The sequence below is a fragment of the Tamlana sp. I1 genome, assembly GCF_015355625.1.
Taxonomy (GTDB): Bacteria; Bacteroidota; Bacteroidia; order Flavobacteriales; family Flavobacteriaceae; genus Pseudotamlana.
On sequence record NZ_JACLAF010000018.1, the window covers coordinates 11801 to 36119 of the forward strand.

A 24319-nucleotide genomic window follows, 5' to 3' on the forward strand; every position below is an offset into this window, starting at 1 on the left:
AAGATGATTAATTTAAAAATAATGTTATTTAGTATGAGCGTGTTTTTTATCTCGTGTTCATCGAGTGAAACGCCCAGCATACCTTCAGAAGGAAAAGAACCTACAGTTCCAAAAGACTATACTTCCTATAAAATTGGAAATGCTAGCGATAAAATAACGAATCCCTTAGGAGGTATTTGTTTGATGGGCGGTGCTACCGAAAATGATGAAGCTATGAAATGGTTTTTAAAACGTGCCCAAGGTGGTGATGTTTTAGTGCTGAGAACTTCAGGAACCGACGGGTATAACCGCTATATGTTCTCAGACTTAGGGGTGGATTTAAACTCGGTGGAAACCATCGTATGTAAAAATGAAAAGGCAAGTCAAGATGCAACTTTGCATGAAAAAATTAAGCATGCTGAAGCCATTTGGTTCGCAGGGGGCGATCAATGGGATTATATTTCCTTTTGGAGAGATACAGAAATAGCAGCACTTATTAATAAAGGCATTAAAGAGAGAAACATTGTTATTGGTGGTACAAGTGCTGGTATGGCCATTCAAGGCGGGTATTATTATTCAGCACAAAGGGGGTCTATAAAATCAGATCAAGCTTTGCAAAATCCTTACGATACCGATCTAACTATTGGTCATTCAAGTTTTATAAATCACAACATTTTAGCCGATGTGATTACAGATACACATTATGATAATCCAGATAGAAAAGGACGACATGTTGCTTTTTTAGCACGTATTGCTAAGGAAAATAACATAGCAGCAAAGGGGATTGCATGCGATGAATATACTGCTGTTTGTATCGATGAAAAGGGGTTAGCAAGCGTATTTGGCGGATATCCAGACCATGATGATAATGCCTATTTTATCCTGCCTAATCCTGATATTCTAAATAACATTCCCGAAACCTGTGAAGAAAACAAACCTTTAGAGTGGAACAAAGGCGAAAAAGCGCTTAAAGTTTATGCTATAAAAGGCACTAAAGATGGTAAGAAAACCTACGATTTAACCGATTGGAAAACAGCAACTGGTGGCGCATGGCAATACTGGTTTGTTACCAATGGGGTATTAAATGATTAGTGGTTTTGAAACCTTATGTTGCAATGGTTTAAATATTCATGGTGCGAGGGGTGTTAGTTAGCAACATTGATTTTTAAAAATTTTTGAATCTCATCTAAAGAAGGTATCGAGCTTTGTGCACCATTTCTAGTGACTGAAATAGCCGCAGCAGCATTCGCAAACGGAATCGCTTCACTAAAATTTTTGTGCTGGGTTAAGGCAACAGCAAGCGTGCCATTAAAAACATCGCCGGCTGCCGTTGTATCTACGGCATTGACATGGTACGCCTTATAATGCTTGATGTGGTCTTTGTTTGCATGCAAGCATCCCAAAGCACCTAAAGTTATAATAACCTGTTTTACACCTTTATTTAATAGTTCTTTTGCTGCTTTTTCCGCATTTTGCAAGTCAGTAACTTTGATGCCGGTTAAAATTTCAGCTTCGGTTTCATTAGGTGTTATTAGCCACGTTTTTTGTAGGATGTCTTCAGTTAAGTGTTGTGCAGGTGCAGGATTTAAAATGACTTTTACATCATTTTCAAAGGCAGTTTCAATAGTGTATGTAACCGTTTCTAAAGGAATTTCGAGTTGTACTAAAGCAAAGCTTGCCTTTTTTAAAACAGGTTTTAGTTTTTCAATATCCGCACGGCATAAATTCATATTAGCACCTGGGGCCACGGCTATAGAATTTTCGCCTTTTTCTGAAACCAGAATCTGAGCGATGCCAGTGGGTACTTTAGGGTCTACTAAAGTGGATTCTTGTGCCAAACCTTCCTTTATAAAATGCTTTTTCATAGTCACTCCAAAAACATCAGTCCCGATTTTAGTGATAAAAACGAGATTTCCGTTTGCGCGTTTTGCTGCAATGGCTTGATTGGCTCCCTTTCCTCCAAAAACAGAAGCCGATTCTCCGCCTAAAACGGTTTCTCCAACCTTGGGTATGTAAGGAACCCTAATAATTAAATCCATGTTGGAGCTTCCTATAACAACTAAATCCATATGTTTAATTTAAAATTAATTTCAGACAATCTTCGCATAAATAATTAATCCTATTCCAATAATAAAGCATAAAAACATAAGGCTAATGAGCCAGTTTTTAGCTTGGGGCAGCGTTTTAAATTCTTTCCAGATATATACACCCCAAATGGCGGCAACTAAAGTAGCGCCTTGACCTAAGCCATAGGCAATTGCTGGGCCTGCTTGTTCTGAAGCTAAAATGCTAAAAGACATGCCTATTCCCCATATTGCGCCGCCTAATAGGCCAATGCCGTGTAATTTTGGATTCCCTATTTTAAAGTAATCTTTGTAGGTTACAGCTTGTCCCGTTATAGGTTTATACATATTAATGCTGTTGAATAAGAAATTTGAGACCAATAAGCCTATAGAAAATACCACAAGCGCTGTATACGGTGTTAGTTTTCCAATTTCTGGACTAGCAAAATTTGAAGCCATAGATATGGCCACATACTTATAGAAAAACCCCATAGCAATACCTGCTAATAATGAAATTACAATACCCTTAGATGACGATTGTTTCTTATTTTCGGAAATAACCTTATAGGCTAAAGCATCCATTACAATTGCTAAAGCTACAAAAGCAACGCCTAAAAATAGATAAATGGGGTCGCCTTCTGGTGTCGATACATAATTTGTAATAACCCCTAAAACGAGTGCGATGCCAATACCTATAGGGAAAGCAATCGCCATACCTGCAATATCAATGGCGATAACCAATAATAAATTAGCAAAATTGAAAATAATACCGCCTAATATAGCATACCAAACATATTTTAAATCGGCTTGCTGTATGTCATTAATAAATGAACGGCCTTCATTGCCAATCGACCCGAGGGTTAAAGCCAAAATGAGGGTGATGAGTAAGATGCCAAGCGAATAATCCCAATAAAATAGTTGGAATGGCCATTTTTTACTGGATAACTTTTGAGTGTTTGCCCAGGAGCCCCAACAGAGCATAGTAATAAAGCAGGAAAATACGGCTAATGGATAATTGTCTATAATATACATGATAGTAAGGTTGGTTTTTAGTTAGAATCTTTCACATTGAAAAATACTGGTAATCATGTTTTATGGACTTCGGATTGACAATTTCACATAATAAAACCTTCAAATAACCACTCTAGAATCGATAAGTACTTATTATCAGTATCAAGTGATTATTCTTTAAATAGTTGTAAACGTTGTTTTTATAGCGTGTGTTTTTAATGAAAAGTGTTGTTTTGGTTGATTTTTAATGTGATACCACTAGAGGTATTATCTTGTTTTTATGACCAACTAATTTTTTAGACTAGAAAAAATTCATGCAGTTGTCTTTTTTATGCTTTATAATTGTTTTTCTCACCAAGAATGAAAGTAAAGAAAGCTCTTTTATTTAATCTTGTTTTATATGATTTTGATCGTCAGTAAAATGTAATGGCTTTTCAATTCGAATTGATTAAGTGTAACCTCTAAGGATTAATGCAAAACTATAAAGCGATATTGCCTTTTTTAATTTTGTCATTTTTCACTTATTTCTTCTTCATGTTCTGAGTAGTGTAAATCTTACAATTTTAAGAGTTATGCTTGGATTTCATGTTTTTAATTCTTCTGATTGGTAATTTCAAAGTGTCATAATCCTATTTATTTATCAGTTTGGCTTTTTAAGGGATAAGTTGCCAAATCATCAATAAAACAGCCATATTTTTTTTGAAAAAGTAAATTTTTCCCCGTAAACAGTGGGATTGCTAATTTTTAATAGCTGTTGATTTAGAAAATAAAAGAGTAAGATTCTGTTGTCTAATTAAGTTCGGAGGACTAGTAGTCAATTTATTAAATAAAATTGATACCAATTAACCAAAACTAATTCATGATGAAAAAAACTACATTTCTCATTCTTTTTTCATTGATTTTCAGTCTGTCTTATGGGCAGTGGAAACCAATAAATCCTGGTGCCGGAGGGCAAGTTCAGGATATTGTAAGCGATCCCAATACAGAGGGTCGTTTAATTTTAGCTTCCGATATGGAAGGGATTTACGAAAGTTTAGACCACGGCGAGTCTTGGCACGCCATGGGGCATTTACACCAAAATAGAGTCTATGCCGTAGCATTTGCTCCTGGAAATGCGAATAAACTTTATGTGGGAACCTTATATGGTTTAGAAGTTTCTAATGATGGCGGAGCAACTTTCTCGCTTGTTCCAGGTTCAAAACGAAAATCTATTGGCGCTATTGCCGTAGATCCGAATAATACCGATGTGATTATTGCAGGAATAGGCTGGAGAGATGATTATGATTTCTCGGATAACTTTGGATTACCATCAAAATTTAAAGGTGAAATTTTTAGATCAACCGATGGTGGTGCAACTTGGGCAAATATAAATTTTGATCAAGACGCTAATAGCGATCCTAATGTATTTACCATCCAATTTGATGAAACCGACGGGAATATTGTTTACTTAAGTTCAGGAAAAGGGCTTTTTAAAAGTATGGATGCCGGTTTAACTTGGGTAAAAATAGATGGTCCAACAGGGACGCAAAAAAACAAAGGCGCTTCTTTAAGCCCAGATGGTAAAATTTTATACGCTGCATATACCACAACCGGAAAGCAAGGTTGGATTTATGCAACGCCTACATCTGCCATAAACTGGCAAAAAGTAGCCGATGGTACTAAGGAAACACTTAATAACATCAATTATTGGTATCCAGAAGTGGATAGCCGATCAGTAGGAGGCGAACACAAAGTTATTTTTTCTTTAGAAGGTCATAGAGATGGTTTGTTTGAAGGAACATTTTCTTGGAATGGTGATGTTTTAACCGAATATTCATGGAAAAACGTTTGGAAAGGAACCGAAGGTTATGATAATGGTTGGGATAATGCTGCACCAAATCCGCGTTTCGCACATTATACACCAAAATCTTGGGATAGAGCCATTTGGTCTACTACCAATCAAACGATTTTCCAAGGAAAACCTAGCGGTGATACCTTTACATGGCATAACAGATATTCCATTCCAAATTTATCGATCTTGGTTTCGCATTGGGGGCAAGATTGGCCAACCTATAGCGGAAGAGGTACAGAAAGCACCTATACTTATGATATTGCAGTACATGAAAACTACGTGGTACAAGGACAAGCTGATAACGGTGCTATGGAAAGTTGGGATTATGGATTTTCTTGGTCTAATATCAAGCACAGATCTGCTAATCCGCCATTATCCGATGTACAAGCAGTGGATATCGCTATGGTAGAAGGAACGGCTATGGTTGTAGCACAAATGACAAGTGGTTACGGCGGAAATGCTAAAGGCGCTGGTTTATATGCTAAAAAATTATCGACACATTCACCAGAAGATCCATGGCTATACCTTGGTGGCGGTTGGAAAGGTTTACCTCCAGGCGTATTACGTGATATTGCAGTTTCTCCAGCAGATCCAAAACGTGTGTTTACATTCTCTTCAGGCCAAGGTTTATGGATGATGAATGATATTGGATGGGCTTATAATACCACAGAGCAAGGTCAAGTGGCTTGGTGGTCACAAATAAATAAAGACGATGCTGTTACTGCAGGAGTAAATGCTGTTAAAAAAATAGCACCACACCCTACCAATAAAGATATCGTATATTTTAACGGAGCTAGTGGTTCTAATCAAGGTGTTTTTAAAGGCGAATTTGTTGCCGATGGAGAGCCTTGGAAATTCACTAAAATCTATAACGGTGCTGGTTGGGATTCAGAAATTGTTGCCTGGGAATCGAATGGGCAAGTGTATTTATTTTTCTCAGGAAAGTCTAATGAAAATGGCGACGGAAGTAATTACATAGGTGCTTTATCATTAGATGAAGGACAAACATGGAAAACCGTTATTACAAAAGATACGGCTAAAGGTTTAAATACGCCAGATTGGTACAGTGCCATTGCTGATGATTTTAACTTCACAAATAAAGGTGGTGCAGCAGGTTATGGTAACCAAATTATTATGAGTTACTACGACCACAGAATGCAGCAAACTTATGGTATTTATAAAGGAACCATTGATGGTTCTGGTGATGTTACTTGGGAAAATTGGACAGGTGATATACATTTTGGAGGATTAACATCGGCTATTGTTAAAGAAGAAGCTGGTGTGCCTTACGTGTTTGCTTCTACTGCTGGTGCAGGGGCGTGGAAAAGACCATTAAATGCTGGTGCTGTAATAGCTAAACCAGCAGCACCTTCAGGACTTACTACCGAAGCGATTTCAGGAACGGAAATCAAATTAACTTGGGTTGATAATTCAGATAACGAAACAGGTTTCCGTGTACAAAGAATGCAAGATGGTACCTACATAAACGTAGGGTCACTAGCAGCCGATGCTACAATGTTTACCGATGAAGATTTAGCACCATCTACACAATATACTTACCGTGTTATAGCCATTAATGATGGGGGTGAATCTGCTCCAAGCGATGTAGCCATGGGAACAACAACAGATGAAGTTCCAGCTTGTAAAAGCGAAAACATTGTTGTGAATTCAGAGTTTGACACCGGTATAAATAATTGGGTGTTTTATAAAAATGATGGCGCAGGTGTTGATGCCGAATTAGCTATTGTTTCCGATGGCGGACTTTCAGGTGATAAATCTGCGAAAGTTACTGTAAATAGTGCATTAACAGGTGAAAAAGATTCTGATATTCAATTATGGAATAATATTCCAGATTTAGAAAAAGGTAAAACCTATCAATATACCTTTATGGCTAAATCTACAGCTTCTAGAACGATAAGAGCGAGTGTTTTAAAAGGAGAGGCGCCATGGACAACTTATTCTTCTGAAGAAGTAACTTTAACAAATGAAGCTTCAACTTATGGACCTTTTGAGTTTACTATGGGTGAAACAGGTACCGCTTTAAGATTGGATTTTCTTCTAAGTAAAAGTGGTGAAACAGTATGGATTGATAACGTTATTTTACAAGTTAAATGTGAGGATGATAATACTGGCGGAGAAGGTGCTCCAGATGCACCATCGGAGTTAAAAGCGACTGTAGTTTCATCTAGTGCGATTAACTTAAGTTGGACGGATAATTCAGATGACGAAACTGGATTTAAAGTTGAGCGTAAAAAAGGAAATGGTGACTTTGAAACCATTTCAACAGTTGGCGAAAATGGAACGAGCTATCCTAGCGAAGGATTAGAAGCCGGTACAACTTATACTTACCGTGTAAAAGCTGTTAATCTTTCTGGAGAGTCTGTGTATTCTAACGAGGTTACAGCAACTACAAGCGAAGGGAATACGAATTCTTGTAATGAAAAAAACTGGGTGCCTAATGGTGAGTTTGATAAAGGAGATGTCGATTGGGATTTTTATGTAAATTCAGATACAAGCGCTAAAGCTATTGTAAAAACAGTTATGGGTGAGCCTGGTCTTTCTGGTGATTTAGCCATAAAACTGGAAATTGAAACAGGAGGTGTTAAAGATGCCGATATTCAATTTAAATCTCTTTTGCCAACCTTAGAAAAAGGTATGACTTACCAATTAACCTTTATGGCAAAAGCTGAAGCAAAAAAGACGATTAGAGTTGCTACCTTATTAGGAGAAGCGCCATGGTCAAATTTCCTTGAAGAAACTATTGAAATTTCAACAGAAGCTAAAACCTATGGGCCATTTGAATTTACTATGGAAAATGAGACGTCTAAAGGACAATTTCATTTCTTTGTAGGTGCCGATAATATCGATCTGTTTGTTGATAAAGTGGCTATTAAAGAGCAATGTGATATCGTTGCAGTTGTGCCAAATGCACCAACAAATTTAGCTGCCGCTGTACAATCAGACACTCAAATTGATTTAACTTGGACAGATAATGCCGATAATGAAACGAGTTATATTTTAGAAAGAAAAAGCACAGGAGCTTTTGAAACTATAGCAACTATTAATGCGAATACCATTTTTTATTCAGATACATCTGTAGAAGCAGGTACCGCTTACACCTATAGATTAAGTGCTAAGAATGATACCGGAACTTCAGATTACTCGAATGAAGCTATGGCTACAACGACCGGCAACGGTGGTGATGAAGGTGGTACTTGTGCAAATCCAAACCTAGCTCCTAATGGTGATTTTGATAAAGGAGATGTCGATTGGGATTTTTACAACAACACAGGAGGAATAGGCGAAGTGAAAACTGTAATGGGCGAAGGCTTATCTGGCGAATTAGCTATTAGCGTTTCTACAGATGAAGCGGGAGCCAAAGATTCAGATGTACAATTTAAAACGTTATTACCAACTTTAGAAAAGGGTAAAACTTATGAGTTGAGTTTTATGGCAAAAGCCGATGCTGCCAAAGATATTCGTGTAGCTGTGTTACTAGGGGAAGCGCCTTGGACTAATTTTGTTGAAGAAAACTTAACTATTACAACGAGTGTTGCCACTTATGGTCCTTTCGAATTTACTATGGATATGGAGACTTCTAAAGGTCAATTCCATTTCTTCTTAGGAAACGACAATACACGTATTATATTAGATAATGTAATCATTCAAGAGAAATGTCCAGAGATCCCTTCTATACCTAAAGCGCCAAGTAATTTATTGGCAACTATGGGATCTGCGACTCAAATTAATTTAACATGGACAGATAATTCGAAGAACGAAACAGGTTTCATAATCGAGCGTAAATCGGATGGTGATTTTGCAGAAATAGCAACTGTAGATGCTAATACGACCATGTATGAAAGCACTGGTTTAATTCCAGAAACAGAATACACCTACCGTGTAAAAGCGATTAATGACCTTGGGGCTTCGGCTTTCTCAAATGAGAGTTCAGATGTTACCGACTCCGAGTCAGGGATATCATTTAACAACTTTGACGTTGAGTCAATTAGTGAAACTTGTACAGGGAAAAATAATGGTCAAATAAGTATTGTAACCAAGAAAAGATTTGATTATACGACCACTATTGCAGGTGTAGATTATAGTTTTGATGATACTTTGGTTGTCGATGATTTAGCACCTGGTACTTACGAATTCTGTATTGAAATTGCATCAGAGAATTTCGAACAATGTTTTTCAGTTATCATTACTTCAGGCGCCCAAACTACGGGTAAAATGTATGTGAATGATAAAAAACTAGAAGTGGATATGACTGCAGGAACTGCGCCATACGATGTGGTTATAAATGGAGAATCAGCATTTAAAACATCATCAAGTAAATTTAGTGTAGATGTTAAACATGGCGATAAAGTTACCATTAAAACAAGCAAAAGCTGTGAAGGTGTTTTATCAAAAGAAATGGATATTATCAAAACATTGAAGGCTTATCCAAACCCGACTACAGATGTTTTTGAAGTTGCAATACCATCAGATGACGAAACCGTTGTTGTTCAAATCACAAACTTACAATCGCAAGTTGTTTTCAATAAAACACTAGCTGTTCAAAGTGGTCGTGTTAAAGTGAATGTAGCAGATCAAGCAGAAGGTGTTTATTTGGTGAAAGTTCAATTAAAGAGCAAGCCAGTAACATTTAAATTAATAAAAAAATAAAACGATGAAAAATTATATATACCTGTTAATTTTAGGCGTTAGTTTATGTTCTTGTAATCAAGAAGGCTGGCGCTCGGTATCAAACTCGGCGCCATCTGTGCCAGAGCAAATCTATCCATCAGATAACTTATTATGTCTTGAAGAGACGATAACTTTCCGTTGGGAAGCCTCAACCGATATAGAAACAAAGAATTTAGAGTATGAAGTTCTAGTTGCTACCGATCCAGGCTTTACAGACATTGTACAAAGTGTTCAAGATTTAATGGCCACCGAAGTGAGTTTGACTTTAGAAGAAAATAAAGCTTACTACTGGAAAGTTAGATCTGTAGATGGCGAGTTAACCAAAAGTGATTATTCTAGTACCTTTCAGTTTTATACTGAAGGTATTGGGGTGTCTAATCACTTACCATTTGCACCATTGTTAATTTCTCCAGAAATGGATGAGATGGTTGCTGGAACTACAGCAACCTTAGAGTGGAATGCCAAGGATGTTGATGGCGATGATTTAACCTACGATGTGTACTTCGGAACAGATGCCACACCAATGGCCATGATAAGTGAAAACCAAGCTGAAACAACTATTGATGTTGCTATAACATCGGGTGAAACTTATCACTGGAAGGTGGTTGTTGCAGATGCACATAATGAGAAAACCATAGGTTCTGTTTGGAGTTTTATGGCTAACTAAGTATTTTTTAAAAGTAATTTGTTTAATATAAAGAGGTTGTACTAGTCTGTGCAGCCTCTTTCCTATATTTTTATACGATGAGGAATTGTTTTGTTTTATTATTAATAATCTGTTGTTTTTTCTGTTCATGCACAGTGGGTATCTATAAATCCAGGAGCAGGCGGACAAGTGCAAGATATTGTTTGCGACCCTAATACACCAGGGCGCTTAATACTTGTTTCCGATATGGAAGGTATTTATCAAACTCTTGACCATGGCGATTCATGGCACATCATGGGCGATTTACATCAAAACCGCGTGTTTTCGGTAGCCTATGCCAAAGGGAAAACGAATAAATTATTTGTTGGAACCTTATATGGTTTAGAAGTTTCTAACGATAGTGGTAAATCTTTCAAATTAATAGAACAAACAAAACGAAAATCAATAGCAGCTATAACGGCTAGTCCTCATGATAGTAATATTGTTATTGCTGGACTTGGCTGGAGAGATGATTATGATTTTTCACACACCTTCGGATTAGGACAATCTGGAAAAGGCGAACTTTACAGATCGACCGATGGCGGTGAAACATGGTCGCATATTTATTTTGAAAATGCAATTACTGAAGATCGAAATGTTGTAAATATTTTATTTGATGAAACCGATAGTAATATCGTGTACTTGGGAGCAAGCAATGGTATTTATAAAAGTACCGATGCAGGTAAAACATGGGCTAAAATAAAAGGACCATCGGGTGTAGCTAAAAACCGTGGTGTAGCTTTAACACCAGATGGGAAAACCCTTTATGCCGCTTACAGTACGCAAGGAAATAAAGGTTATTTATATGCTTCGCCAACATCTCATATCAATTGGACTGATGTGAGTTATGGTAACAATGAGTTTTTAGGACATTTTGATTTCTGGTATCCTGAAGTTGATCCGAGGTCTCAAGGAGGAAAACATAAAGTTACCGTAGGTTTGCAAAGTGGAAGAGAAGGTGTTTTTGAAGGTGTTTTTAATTGGGAAGACGATGCATTATCTCATTATGAATGGAGCACTATTTGGAAGGGTACTAAAGGTTTTGATACTGGTTGGGATTTTGCACCAACCAATCCGAGGTTTGTACATTACACGCCAAAAAAATGGGATTATGCTTTGTGGTCTACCACCAATCAAACTATTTTTCAGGCCGTTTTAGAGAATAATACCTACCAGTGGAAAAACAAATATTGTATTCCGAATGAATCAATAAAAGCATCACAATGGGGAATGGAATTCCCAACTTATTCTAGTCGAGGAACCGAAAGTACATACACATACGATATTGCTGTTCATAACAATTATGTTGTTCAAGGGATGGGCGATAATGGTGCGGTAGAAAGTTGGGATCATGGTAAAACATGGTCGAATATGCAAATTCGATTGTCTATACCTCCACTTTCAGACGTGCAAGCAGTGGATATTGCAAATCGAAGTAAAACTCCAATTGTTGTAGCACAAATGACCAGTGGTTACGGGGGTGGAGCATTAAATGGGAATCTTTATGCAAAGCGATTAAAGCACAATTCACCTAAAGACGAATGGGTTTTTATTGGCGGAGGCTGGGAACACAAAGGCGGTTTGCCGTCTGGCGTATTTAGAGATGTAGCTGTTTCTCCAGTAAACGACAAAATGGTGTTTCTTTATTCTACCGATCACGGCTTGTATTTAATTGATGATATCGAACAAACGCTTAATGATGTGGAACAAGGTAAAGCCGCTAGGTCTACAAAAATTTCAAATGGTGTTGCAGATGGTATCCATGCCGTTAAAAAAATAGCACCACACCCTACCAACGTTAATATTGTGTATATCAATGGTACCCGAGGTAATAAAGAAGGTGTTTTTAAAGGTGAGAAAAAAGGAAAAAATTGGGAATGGTCTAAAATTTATGAAGGCTCAAATTGGGATTCCGAAATTGTTGCTTGGGAACATGAAGGACAGGTATATTTATTTTTCTCTGGAGCTTCAGCTGAAAAAGGCGGCGATGGATCAAACTTTGTTGGTGCCCTTTCTTTAGATGAAGGTAAAACTTGGAAGACTATTATAACCAAAAAAACAGCCATGAAATTAAATTCAAATTCTTGGTATGATGCTATTGCAGACGATTTTAGATTTCATAATAAAGGCGGTGCGTTAGGGTATAAAAACACAATCATTATGAGTTATTACGACCATAGAATGCAGAAGGCTTATGGTGTTTATAAAGGCACCATACATAAAAATGGCAAGGTAACTTGGGAGGATTGGACAGATAATTTATACTTTGGAGGGTTAACATCCTCAATTATTGCCAATCAAAATGGTGTGCCTTATGTTTTTGTTTCAACAGCTGGGGCAGGTGCTTGGAAAAGACCGCTTTAGTGTAGGTTTATTCCATTTACGGTGTTGCTGAAAAATGATTCTTTGTAGAGATTTTATAAAATCATTTTGGGTGCCTCGTTTAATTTGGAACATATCCATGATTATTTAATAATTTAATGAATAAAAAGGCTGAATCCATATGTTTTTATGGTTCAGCTTTTTTTGATTTTCATGATTTTTAGCCTGTTTTTTTTGATATTAATAATTTTTAGTGCTTCATTTTGTGGTCTTCGTAATATTCTTTCTCGATTAACGGAAATATACTACATAATTTCCTGTGGTTTTGTAAAACAGAAGAAAAATAGAACTATCTGATAATAAGTTCGTTAAGTTTAAAAACAAATTCAACCTATTAATAATCAGTAACTTAATTATGTAGTCTTATGAAAAAACTAACGCATTTATTTAGTTTATTATTTTTAATGACCCTCAGTAGTCATGCGCAATGGCAGTCCATTAATCCCGGAGCTGGAGGTCAAGTTCAGGACATTGTATGTGATCCTAATATCCCCAATCGCGTCTTTTTGGCATCCGATATGGAGGGTATTTACGAGAGTTTAGATAATGGAGAATCTTGGCATGAAAAAGGGCATTTAAAACAAAACCGTGTTTATGCTGTTGCCGTTACTCCAGGGAATTCCAACAAGATGTTTGTTGGTACTTTATATGGTTTAGAAGTATCTAGCGATGGTGGTAATAATTTTAACCTCGTGGGTGTTTCTAAAAAAATGTCTATCGGGGCTATTGCGGTTAGTCCATCCAACCCCAATTATGTTATTGCCGGGGTAGGCTGGCGTGATGATGGCGATTTTGCTGGTAATTTTGGAATGTCTAAAAACGGGCAAATTGTAACCTATAGATCAACCAATGGCGGAAGTTCTTGGACTCAAGTAAATATAAATGGAAGTTCAGAACGTAATGTGTACACCATTCAGTTTGATAAAAACAATGCTAATATTGTGTATATGGGAACCTCACAAGGGGTTTTTAAAAGTACCAATGGAGGTTCGTCTTGGTTTGCTTTGGGTAATAATCCAGGAACAAATACAGGTGTGGCCCTTAGTCCTAATGGTCAAACTTTATATGGAACCTTTAATCATGATTTATATGTAACAAGTACAGCATCTATAAACTGGCAGCAAAAAATGTCGGGATTAGATGGAAGTGCCAATTATTGGTATCCAGAAGTCGATCCTAGATCAACGGGATCTTCGCATAAAGTAACCATGGCTATTTTAGGTAGCCGTCCTGGGCTTTATGAAGGGACATTTAATTGGAGTGGTAATAATTTATCTAATTATTCTTGGAAGAAAATTTGGGAAGGTACAAGTGGTTATGATACCGGATGGGATCAAGCAACGCCAAATCCTAGAGTAGCACATTACACACCTACTAGTTGGTCGCGTGCTATTTGGTCGACTACAAATCAAACTATATTTCAAGCAGAACCAAATGGATCTTCTGGTTGGGGTTGGAACTGGAATAACAAATACAGCGAACCAAATTATAACTTTAGCGTGGGAGGCACGCCTACGTATTCTAGTAAAGGAACCGCAAGTACCTATACTTATGATATTGCGATTCATGAAAATTACGCGCTTCAATCTATGGCCGACAATGGTTGGGTAGAGAGTTGGGATGGCGGTGAGTCATGGAGTAATATTCAAATGCGATGGAAAGGACAACAATCGGATTCTCAAAGTTGTGACATTGGTTTCGATAATGGAAAATATATTGCCATTACCGAATCGGCTCAAGGCTGCTATGGTGGTTATTGTTTTGGAGGCGGAAGATTATGGATGAAAATTCTAAATACTAAATCACCTTCTGATGAATGGATTCAAGTGGCCGACAGTTATAAAAGTTCTATTGTAGGCTTTCCTAATAGCGGACAATACAGAGATATTGCCATTTCTCCAGCAAAAAAAGACCGTCTTTTCGCAGCGAGTAACGATCATGGCGTATTTCTTATTGACGATATTTGGGCTGCTGCTAATGGTGGTTCTGTCATGCAGTATATTGGTATGAGTGGTGTGCGTGCTAAAAAAATTGCGCCACATCCAACAAATCCGGATATTGTGTTTATGACGTCTAATACTGGTGGAAATCAAGGTGTTTATAAAGGCGTTAAAAGTGGTTCGAACTGGAATTGGACTAAAATATATTCTGGTGGCGGATGGGATGCTGAAGTGAACGTATGGGAACACAACGGTCAGGTGTATGTATTCTATTTTGGAGATAATGGCGGAGAATTTAAAGGAGCATTATCCTTAAATGAAGGGGCTTCTTGGAATACTGTAATGACTTCTGCCGATGCTAAAGCACTGCGTACGCCAAGCTGGTATAGTGCGGTTTCTGGCGATTTCAGATTTAGTAGTAAAGGTGGTATCGCAGGTTATGAAAATAATATTGTTGTAAATTATTATGACCACAGGCAACAACAAACTTATGGTGTTTTTAAAGGAACCATAAGTGGTAGTAATGTAACTTGGGAAGATTGGACAGGCGATGTTCATTTTGGAGGTGCAACCTCGGCGGTTATAGCCAAAGGATTAGATAATAAAACATATTACTATGCCTCAACAGCAGGAGCAGGCGCTATTAGGAGAGAATGGAATGGCGGAAGTACGCCTCCAAATCCTACTGCACCTGTAGCTCCAACAAATTTATCGGCAACATCAAGTGGATCAAGTGTGATAAACTTAACGTGGAATGATAATTCGAACAACGAGTCTGGTTTCAAAATAGAAAGAAAACAGGGTAGTGGTTCGTTTAGTCAAATAAGCACGGTTAATGCTGGAGTTACTTCATATAGTGATTCAGGATTAACGGCAAACACCAGTTATACCTATCGTGTAAGAGCCTATAATGCGGTTGGAAATTCATCATTTACAAATAACACTTCAGCAACTACAAGTGGAAGTTCAGGCTGTACAAACTCAAATTTGGTTTCTAATGGTGAGTTTGCAAGCAACCTTAATAATTGGACGCTTTATGTTAACAGCAATAACAATGCTGTAGCAAGTGCAGCTTCGGTATCTGGTGGTGGATTGTCTGGAACTAATTCAGCAAAAACCACGATAAGTAATGGGGGTTCAAGCGATTCTGATATTCAGTTTTATGCTTCCTTGCCTACCCTAACAAATGGAGTTACCTATCAAGTTAAATTTAAAGCAAAAGCAACGGGCTCAAGGTCGATGCGTGTTGGTGTTTTAAAAAGTAGTAGCCCATGGACCAATTTCTTATCACAAAATGTAAACTTAACTAATTCGGTACAAGATTTCACTCTTGAATTCACCATGACCGAAACCAGTAGTGCTTCAAGAATCGATTTCTTTGTTGGGAATAACACAAGTGATGTATGGATTGATGCCGTTTCGGTGAGTGAAAAATGTACTGCAGTAGTCGTTCCATCAAGTGTTTCAATAAATAATTGTCCGTCGAGTGCATTAGAAATTGGAGGGACTGTAGATTTAAATGAAACGGTATTGCCAGCTAATGCTGATAACAAAAATGTAAGCTGGTCGTCTTCAAACCAAAGCGTGGCAACCGTAAATAGTAATGGTATTGTAACAGCGGTTTCCGATGGTACAGCAATTATTACAGTAACAACGGTTGAAGGTGGTTTAACAAACACATGTTCTATTACAGTAAACCCCGCACAAACTTGCGATAATGACAGTTTAGTTAGTAATGGCGAGTTTAATTCTAACTTAACCGATTGGACGTTTTATACCGCTCCTGCAGCTTCTGCTAGTGCCGCTTCGGTTGCTGGCGCATGGCTTTCAGGTGCTAATGCGGCTAAAGCAACCATTACCAATGGTGGTTCTAGCGATAATGATATTCAGTTATACACGAATTTAGGTGCGCTATCTAATGGTGTCACTTACGAGGTGCTTTTTAAAGCTAAGGCATCGGCAAACAAAGCGATTCGAGTTGGCGTGCTTCTAAATGCAAGTCCGTGGTCTAATTTTTTATCTCAAAACCTAACTGTTGGTACAAGTGTCCAAGATTATAGTTATGAGTTTACCATGAGTCAAAATAGCAGCAATGTGCGACTTGATTTCTTTATAGGAAATAATAGTACAGATATTTGGATTGACGGGGTGATACTTCGGGAAAAATGTGACACATCAAATGCATCATGTTCTGCTACCGGAAGTATTTTATACGAACGTTATGAGGGTATCGCAGGTTCAAACTTATCCGAATTGAAAAATGCGAGCAGTTATCCATCAAACCCAACAATTACATCTAACCTTACATCATTTGATGCACCTACCAATGTGGGAGATAATTACGGTATTAGAATTAGCGGTACCATTTGTGCTCCAGAAACAGGAGGTTATACCTTTTGGGTTGCTGGCGATGATAATGTCGAGTTGTCTTTAAGTACAGATGCGAACGCTGCAAATAAATCGGTGATTGCTAGTCATGCTAGTTGGACGAGTATCAAAGAATGGAATAAATTTACAACCCAAAAATCGGCTGTAATTAATCTTGTTGCCGGTAATACGTATTATATCGAGGCTTTAATGAAAGAAGCTGGAGGCGGTGATAATTTAAGTGTAGGATGGAGAAAGCCAAGTGATGGCTCTGGAGCCTCGCCTGCAGAGGTTATTCCAGGATCTGTACTTTCTCCGGCATCTGGTGGCGCTTCAGCGAAAGCATCAAACACTAAGACCGTAGAAGAAAAAACAGGAACATTTAATGTGTATCCTAATCCACTTAGTTCACATAAGCAATTAAGCGTAAAAGTGCCTGTTAATGGCGAATTTACCATACAGATTTATAGTGTTACAGGTGCTTTAGTTTATAAAAATAGGTTAAATGGTTCAACAGCAAATCCAACCCTGTTGAACATTAATAAAAATCTACAACAAGGTATGTATATCATCCAATATCAATCTGGAGCTATACATGCAAGCAAAAGATTAATCGTTAAATAACAAGAAGTATATTTATTAATTTATAGTTTGAGAGCTATCATTTGGAAATTTCTAAATGGTAGCTTTCTTTTTTTTGGTATACCTTCATTAAAAGTTTTATTGATGTCTTTAATGGATTGAATAAGCTTATTAACTAATCGACTTTCCTAATGAACAAATAATCTAGTCTATTGTGTGTTTTTTGACTGTAATAACTTCTAATTTGAAAATAAAGAGTACGGTAGATGGTAATGGAAGTATTTTCAAACCATGAAAAAACATTACTTTATATTTTACATGGCAGTTTTTGGTTTTGTAGTTTTTAGTCAGGGACAAACTCCAGAATCTATAAAACAAAATACTTTAGATTATATTAAACGTGCTGCCGATGGCGATCATTTAGCACTTGAAGGAGGTCATTTAGCATTAGACGGGCATGTGATGCCTTATCCTTTTTTTGAAAATCATGAGGTGCTTTATCTTTTTAGATTAAGTCGTTTACGACATCAAACCGTTTGGAAGGCCGATCATTTGTATTATAATGAAGGCTGGAATGCTGAAAATGCCACTAAAAAATCGATTCCGAAATCGGCTAAAAAAATATCTGTAAACGAATTAAATGGAGGCCGTTTAACCCATGAAACCTATTGGTTAAATCTTCCAAAACTCCCAAAAAGCAAAACAGGGCATGAGCGTTTTTTTTGCATTCAACCTATTGAAATGTCTTTGCCAGGCTGGCCAGAAACAACCATTTATGTGAATGGAAAATCGAAGGCTGCATTAATGCGTCAACATTTTTATTGGTCTTTAGATCAGCTTTTAGATGAAACAAAATCGAACATGATTTGTTTGAAGTCTTTTGGTATTTACGACCAAGCTCGTGGCTACAAAGAGGTTAGTGTGGTAGAACGCGACCCTGAAATTGATGCCTTATATTGGTACATGCGTGTACTTATTGAAGCCAAATCTATTTTGACTGAAAAGGATAAAGGTTATGCTGAAATTAAAGCTTTAAGCGATGATATCATGTCTACATTAGATTTAGATCTGGGTGAAACGACTTTGTTTAAAAAAGATTTAAAAGCGTTTTTACCTTCGGTGGAATCCCGTTTTAAAGCTATTGAAGATTTGTCTGATAGTACATTCACTTTAAAAATGCTAAATCATGGGCATTTAGATAGTGCATGGCGTTGGACCTTAGCAAATACCGATGAAAAAATAGAGCGTTTGGTCTTGAATAATTTATACCTCATGGATCGCTATCCGGAATATAAATATATTTTTACTACACCTTACCACTACGAGCGCTTACAAGAGCTTTTTCCAGAATTATTTAAACGTGTACAAGAAAAAATAAAAACCGGACAATGGATTGCCGATGGTAGTACTTATGTGGAAACGGATATGAATTTGCCTGGAGGCGAAAGTATTGTACGTCAATTTTTATATGGTTTAGAATATTATAGAAACACTTTAGGGGTAAGTAACAATAGTTTGTTTTTGCCAGATACTTTTGGGTATCCCAGATTTTTGCCGCAAATAGCACAAGGCTTTGGTTTAGACCATTTGGTAGCCATGCGTGTGAATACGCCAGAAATCGATAATCATATTATATACAAATGGAAAGGGATTGATGGCTCCCAAATTTTAGTGAATGGATTAAGTACTCCAGCTTGGGAATATCCTTTTGTAGATGCTGTGCACGGCTACAGCATTAAAAATCCAGAGCATTATACCACTTATAACGCCCCAGATCCTGGGCCAAGACGCCTTTTAGGAACTTACAATCAGTTTAAAGATAAAGCAGCAACTAACAACCAAATTATGCTAATTGGTTGGGGAGATGGCGGCGGTGGCGGTACCGAAGATCAATTGGAGTTGAAACGCAAAGGGAGCAGCCTGCCGTCTTTTCCAAAAGTAGAGTGGACAAATATGCACGATTATGTGACGCAGCAGAAAAAGAACATCGCTAAATTTGCAACCTTCGATCAGCGTATTCTTCCATCTCGTTTTGTTCAGCGTACCTTCATTTCTGCCAATGGTTTAAAAGCAGTAAACAGGGCTGCCGAACAAAGATTACGAGAAACCGAGGCGCTTTCGGTATACGCAACAGAATATGGTTATACTTACCCTAAAGCCGAATTAGAGCGTTTGTGGAAAACCGTTTTATTACATCATTTTCATGATATTATTACGGGAATGGCGGTTCCTGAGGTTATTTCTGAGGCTTATACCACGTTAAAAGAAGTAGAAGCTGAAACCCGAAAACTTCGTGATCAGGCCATAGATTTTTTACTTACAAAAGGCGCTGCCGGTAACGATGCACTTGTGTTATTTAATCCGTCTGGAGTAACCATGTCTGGCGTGGTTGCCATTCCAGATACTCAAGTAAAAAAGGGCATGCAGCTCGTTGATAGTCATGGCGCTGTAATCGAGCAAGTTTGGCATGATAATCAGCTTCATGTTGATTTAAAAGCATTTGAACCAATGACTTTCAAAACGTTACATTGGAAACCCGAAGCAGCTTCAAAGACCGAATTAAAGACATTAAAAGCGACAAAAAATTCATTAGAAAATGACCTCGTAAAAGTCACTTTTAATGCCAAGGGAGAAATTTCGAGTTATTTCGATAAGGAAGAAAATAGAGAGTTGCTTCCAAAAAGTAAAACATGGAATAACTTTGTGGCGCTTACTGCTCAAGGCGATACCACTATTAAAGAACAGCCTTTTAATAACGATGCTGAGGTAACGATAAACACCCCTAAGGCAGACGCTTTAAAAGCATCGTTAGAGATACATTTGGGGTATAAAGCTTCAACAATCTATCAAAAAGTATCCTTAACAAAAGGCAGTAAGCAATTAACTTTTGATACAAAAACAGCGTGGAAAGAACCCGAGCGTTTGGAGGTTGATTTTCCTTTAGATTTTGCGACCGATAAAGCAAATCATGGCATTCAATGGGGGTCGCAAGAAGTATCTCGAGCCATTTTTAAAGCTTCAGATTCATTGAAAATGCCATATTGTGTACATCAATGGGCCGATGTTTCCGATAAAGATTACGGGGTTGCTGTATTTAATAATGTGCGTTATGGTTACGATTTAAAAAAAGGAGGCATTCGCGTCATTTTAACTTACGGACAACGAAAGCAATCTTATGAAGAATTAGAAAAAGTAGATTATACTGTTAAAGGTGCAGGAGAAATTGGCGGTGATCATTTTAGTTACGCTATTTTTCCTCATAAAGGCACACATACCGAAGCCCAAGTGATTCAAAAAGCAAAAGCGTTTAATACACCGTTAATAGCTAGAAGTTTGTCTTCAAATAAAGGGGCTTCAAAACTAGAAGCCTTGATTTCTAATTTACCTGAAAATATAATATTTCAAACGATAAAACAAGCAGAAGACGGACAAGGCATCATTGTTCGATTATATGAAACGGAGCAAAAAGCGACGGTAGCCAAATTGAAAGTGTCTGATGCTGTTAAAGCAGTATTTGAAACCAACCTAAATGAAGAAAACCAATCGGAAATCAACTTAAAAGCAGGTGCTTTTGAGCTGGCTTTTGGACCCTTCGAAATAAAAACATTACGATTATTACCTAAAAAATAAATGACCTAAATCAAATTAAAAAATGAATTCAATTCTTAAAACTTTCACGATTTTAATCACATCGGCAGTCGTTTTTTCTTGTAATGAGAAAAAAAAGGAAGCGGTTGCAGAGCATAAAGCACCAGAAAAACCTAATGTTATTTTAATTCTAGCTGATGATATGGGCTATTCCGACCTGGGATGCTATGGTTCAGAAATAAAAACCCCAACTTTAGATAAACTTGCTTCTAGTGGGTTACGCATGACTCAGTTTTACAATGCTTCCCGTTGTTGTCCAACAAGAGCATCTTTATTAACGGGTTTGTATCCGCACCAAGCCAATATGGGTTTTATGCAAGAAGATTGTAATTTGCCAGGTTATGGAGGCCACCTCCCTGATAATGCCATAACTATTGCAGAGCTATTAAAAGAAAATGGTTATGCCACAGCTATGTCTGGAAAATGGCATATTGGAAACGATAGAGCCTATTGGCCAACAAAAAAAGGGTTCGATAAATATTTTGGAACGCCACATCATGGCGGGGAGTATTTTAGTCCTTTTTTATCAGATCAGCCATTAGTTTTAGGGGACAGTATTATTACTCCAGAAGCGGATTTTTATTTTACAGAAGCTATCAACGAATACGGTGTGAAATTCGTAAAAGACATGCAAGCTGAAAAGAAACCTTTCTTTTTGTATTTGGCACATATAGCACCACATTTCCCTTTGCAGGCAAGAGCTGAAGATATTGCGAAATATCGTGGAAAATACATGCAGGGTTTTGTAGAAACAAGAAACAAAAGGTTTGAAAAACAAAAACAATTAGGCATTATTCCTGAGGACTATCCAATTTCGGATATTGATCCTAAAGTTCCAGATTGGGAGACCTTGTCGGAAGCCGAAAAAGATGATTACGATTTAAGAATGTCGGTTTATGCCGCCCAAATTGAATGTATGGATCGAGGTATAGCAGACCTGGTTAAAACGCTTAAGGAAACTGGTGTTTATGATAATACGATGATTGTTTTCTTGTCGGATAACGGCGGAACTCGTGAAGATTATTCGAGTCCTGATTTTACGGCACCAATTGGTGAGCCTGGTTCTTTTGCTTGTTACAAATTACCTTGGGCAAATGTAAGTAACACCCCTTATCAAAAGTTTAAACATTGGGGGAATGAAGGTGGTATTAGAACGCCGCTTATTGTGCATTATCCTAGATTAATTAAAAAAGCACGTATTGATAACCAACCAGGGCATATTGTAGATATTATGACCACGATTGCCGATGTTACGGGGGCTAGGTATCCTAAAAACATGAACAACACTCAAATTCAACCTATGGAAGGTGAATCGCTTTTACCTATTTTTAAAAATGAAGAAAGAAAGGCGCATGAAGGGCTGTTTTGGGAACATGAAGGGAATAAAGCAGCACGTTTAGGAAACTGGAAATGGGTAAACGTTTACCCTGAAGGCGTAGACGAACTTTATAATTTAGCTAAAGATCCTGTTGAAAATGTTAATATTGCGGCCGAAAACCCAGAACGCCTTAGGATTATGAAAGACGAATGGCAAAAATGGGCAGATCGTGTAGGGGTAATGCCTTGGGAAAAAGTTCTAGAAAGCAAACCCGATCAAGCACGATTGCAGATATTTTATTGATTTTAGAGTTGCAAAGTTAGAAAGTTGCAAAGTAACTAAGTTACAAAGTAGTAAAAGGCTCCTTAAAATGATGACGAATAGGTCTGATTTTAGGAGCCTTTGTTGTTTATAGTAGTTGTTGTATTATTAACGATTCTATATTGAAATTACTGTAAAAGGGTTGAATTAATCGAGGCTTAAATGTGTAGGTGTTGTCATATTGGTTCTTGTTGAAGTATTTTCAGAATGCTTACTAAAATTGAATGTTGAAATCCAAGCGTACGCGGTTTCCAGTTTCTGTTATAGCGTCAAGCGGAACCAATTGATCAACACCAAAGAATCTCATTTTAAGATTCATGTTTTTAGCAAGGGCATAGCCCATCATGAGTTCGAAACCTTTAAAGTTTGTTAACCGTCCGTCTGGAGATCCTTGCGAACTATAATCCCATCTAGCCCAGTCATTTTGTGCCATAAAATCGACCGCAGCATAGCGTTCTAGATAGGTATAAGTAAATAGGAATTTCCAATGACCTTTTTTCTTGAGTTCGCCAATACTAGCGGTAGTTACAATGCCTTTTTTCTGATTTTTAAATTTCTGAGGTATGGAATCGTTACTTTCTAAATTGGTGATGTTTTGGTAGTAGTCAAAACCCACTTTAAGTTTCTGCTTTTTCAAAATTTCTACTTGTGCGCCAATATCTACAATCGCATAATTTAGTTTAAACGTATCGTTTCCGTCTGGGATATTTGGGATGTCATTAAAATAATAAAACGCAGGAAATAGCTTAATTCTATTGTCTAAATGTGTTGTTACCAATTGGAATCCTTCAAAATAGCTGTCGGCGGCTAAAGCTTTTTTATTGGTGGCTATAATAAAGTGTCCTGTGTTTATTTGTAGAGACTCTATAAGCTTGTTTTTAAAAGCAAATTTTCCTTTTAATGCCACACCTTCAGGAAATACATTATCACTCCAAAATAACTCATTTATTTTCTGGAAAGGGAATGTGTTTTTTCCCACCCAAGCAGAGAACCAATTAAAGCTAAAATTGGCATAAGCTTTTTCAAAACCAATAGGTAAAAGCCCGAATTCTTTATAGTTATCGCCTAATGTTAATTGCGGATCTTGTTGTTTTAAAGGATTTCCAGTTCGTATTCTAAGTCCGAATGTAAAGTTTTCATTATAATCATATCGAACACCAACACGTGCTCTGTAACGTAATCGCGTTCTGTCTTCCCGGTAAGTGCCATCAGATTTCCGTGAATCCCAATCCTGTTCAACCCTAAATCTAAAATCTCCCGAAAAGGAAAGCTTTTTGTTTTTTGTAGCTTCCTCTTGAGCTTGTGTGGTTAAACAAAACGTAAAAATAAAAAATAAAAATGCAGTTAACTTAGTAGGCATGGTGGCACTCAGGTGTAGGTTAGTAGTTGAAAAAGGCCGTCTGAAAAATCAGTTAAAATTGATTTGTCATGAGTTTATCGAAATCGATTAAACACTAGTTTAAAACATTATGACAAATTCTATAGGACATCACATGATACGTT

Annotated in this window: 10 protein-coding genes; 7 read left to right on the forward strand and 3 right to left on the reverse strand. The window is 37.3% G+C overall.

What is annotated here, in order from left to right:
• Nucleotides 1-3 precede the first annotated feature (3 nt).
• The gene (locus H6X70_RS15345; protein ID WP_194768580.1) at nt 4-1071 is read left to right on the forward strand and encodes a cyanophycinase; all 1068 of its coding nucleotides are present in this window, start codon (nt 4-6) and stop codon (nt 1069-1071) included.
• Between the two features lie 53 nt (nt 1072-1124).
• Here H6X70_RS15345 and rbsK read toward each other — a convergent pair whose 3' ends face one another.
• Entirely contained in the window at nt 1125-2048 is a 924-nt protein-coding gene (rbsK, locus tag H6X70_RS15350; RefSeq protein WP_194768581.1) for a ribokinase, read from the reverse strand.
• A 21-nt stretch (nt 2049-2069) separates the two neighbouring features.
• On the reverse strand, nt 2070-3074 hold the full coding sequence (locus H6X70_RS15355) for a GRP family sugar transporter (RefSeq protein WP_194768582.1): 1005 nt from the start codon (nt 3072-3074) through the stop codon (nt 2070-2072).
• Nucleotides 3075-3912: 838 nt separating this feature from the next.
• Here H6X70_RS15355 and H6X70_RS15360 point away from each other — a divergent pair.
• The 6 genes from H6X70_RS15360 (at nt 3913) to H6X70_RS15385 (ending at nt 22798) form a co-directional block, all read left to right on the forward strand.
• Nucleotides 3913-9552 (forward strand): fibronectin type III domain-containing protein, encoded by a 5640-nt coding sequence (locus H6X70_RS15360; RefSeq protein ID WP_194768583.1) that lies wholly within the window; start codon nt 3913-3915, stop codon nt 9550-9552.
• Between the two features lie 4 nt (nt 9553-9556).
• Entirely contained in the window at nt 9557-10240 is a 684-nt protein-coding gene (locus H6X70_RS15365; RefSeq protein ID WP_194768584.1) for a hypothetical protein, read from the forward strand.
• A 168-nt stretch (nt 10241-10408) separates the two neighbouring features.
• Nucleotides 10409-12622, forward strand: coding sequence for a hypothetical protein (locus H6X70_RS15370; RefSeq protein ID WP_194768585.1), 2214 nt, complete (start codon nt 10409-10411; stop codon nt 12620-12622).
• A 383-nt stretch (nt 12623-13005) separates the two neighbouring features.
• Nucleotides 13006-17571, forward strand: coding sequence for a carbohydrate binding domain-containing protein (locus tag H6X70_RS15375; protein WP_194768586.1), 4566 nt, complete (start codon nt 13006-13008; stop codon nt 17569-17571).
• Between the two features lie 249 nt (nt 17572-17820).
• Complete coding sequence (locus H6X70_RS15380) at nt 17821-21159, forward strand: alpha-mannosidase (RefSeq protein WP_194768587.1); 3339 nt, start codon at nt 17821-17823, stop codon at nt 21157-21159.
• Nucleotides 21160-21181: 22 nt separating this feature from the next.
• Entirely contained in the window at nt 21182-22798 is a 1617-nt protein-coding gene (locus H6X70_RS15385) for an arylsulfatase (protein ID WP_194768588.1), read from the forward strand.
• 232 nt (nt 22799-23030) lie between these two features.
• Here H6X70_RS15385 and H6X70_RS15390 read toward each other — a convergent pair whose 3' ends face one another.
• Nucleotides 23031-24176: a putative porin gene (locus H6X70_RS15390; protein WP_194768589.1), complete on the reverse strand. Its 1146-nt coding sequence runs from the start codon at nt 24174-24176 to the stop codon at nt 23031-23033.
• Between the last annotated feature and the right edge of the window lie 143 nt (nt 24177-24319).

What these genes read in the sequence shown, in the direction of transcription:
- H6X70_RS15360 (WP_194768583.1), top strand. Translation starts at nt 3,913, where the DNA reads ATGATGAAAAAAACTACATTTCTCATTCTTTTTTCATTGATTTTCAGT.
- H6X70_RS15390 (WP_194768589.1), bottom strand. Translation starts at nt 24,176, where the DNA reads ATGCCTACTAAGTTAACTGCATTTTTATTTTTTATTTTTACGTTTTGT.
- H6X70_RS15355 (WP_194768582.1), bottom strand. Translation starts at nt 3,074, where the DNA reads ATGTATATTATAGACAATTATCCATTAGCCGTATTTTCCTGCTTTATT.
- H6X70_RS15365 (WP_194768584.1), top strand. Translation starts at nt 9,557, where the DNA reads ATGAAAAATTATATATACCTGTTAATTTTAGGCGTTAGTTTATGTTCT.
- H6X70_RS15380 (WP_194768587.1), top strand. Translation starts at nt 17,821, where the DNA reads ATGAAAAAACATTACTTTATATTTTACATGGCAGTTTTTGGTTTTGTA.
- H6X70_RS15385 (WP_194768588.1), top strand. Translation starts at nt 21,182, where the DNA reads ATGAATTCAATTCTTAAAACTTTCACGATTTTAATCACATCGGCAGTC.
- rbsK (WP_194768581.1), bottom strand. Translation starts at nt 2,048, where the DNA reads ATGGATTTAGTTGTTATAGGAAGCTCCAACATGGATTTAATTATTAGG.
- H6X70_RS15345 (WP_194768580.1), top strand. Translation starts at nt 4, where the DNA reads ATGATTAATTTAAAAATAATGTTATTTAGTATGAGCGTGTTTTTTATC.
- H6X70_RS15375 (WP_194768586.1), top strand. Translation starts at nt 13,006, where the DNA reads ATGAAAAAACTAACGCATTTATTTAGTTTATTATTTTTAATGACCCTC.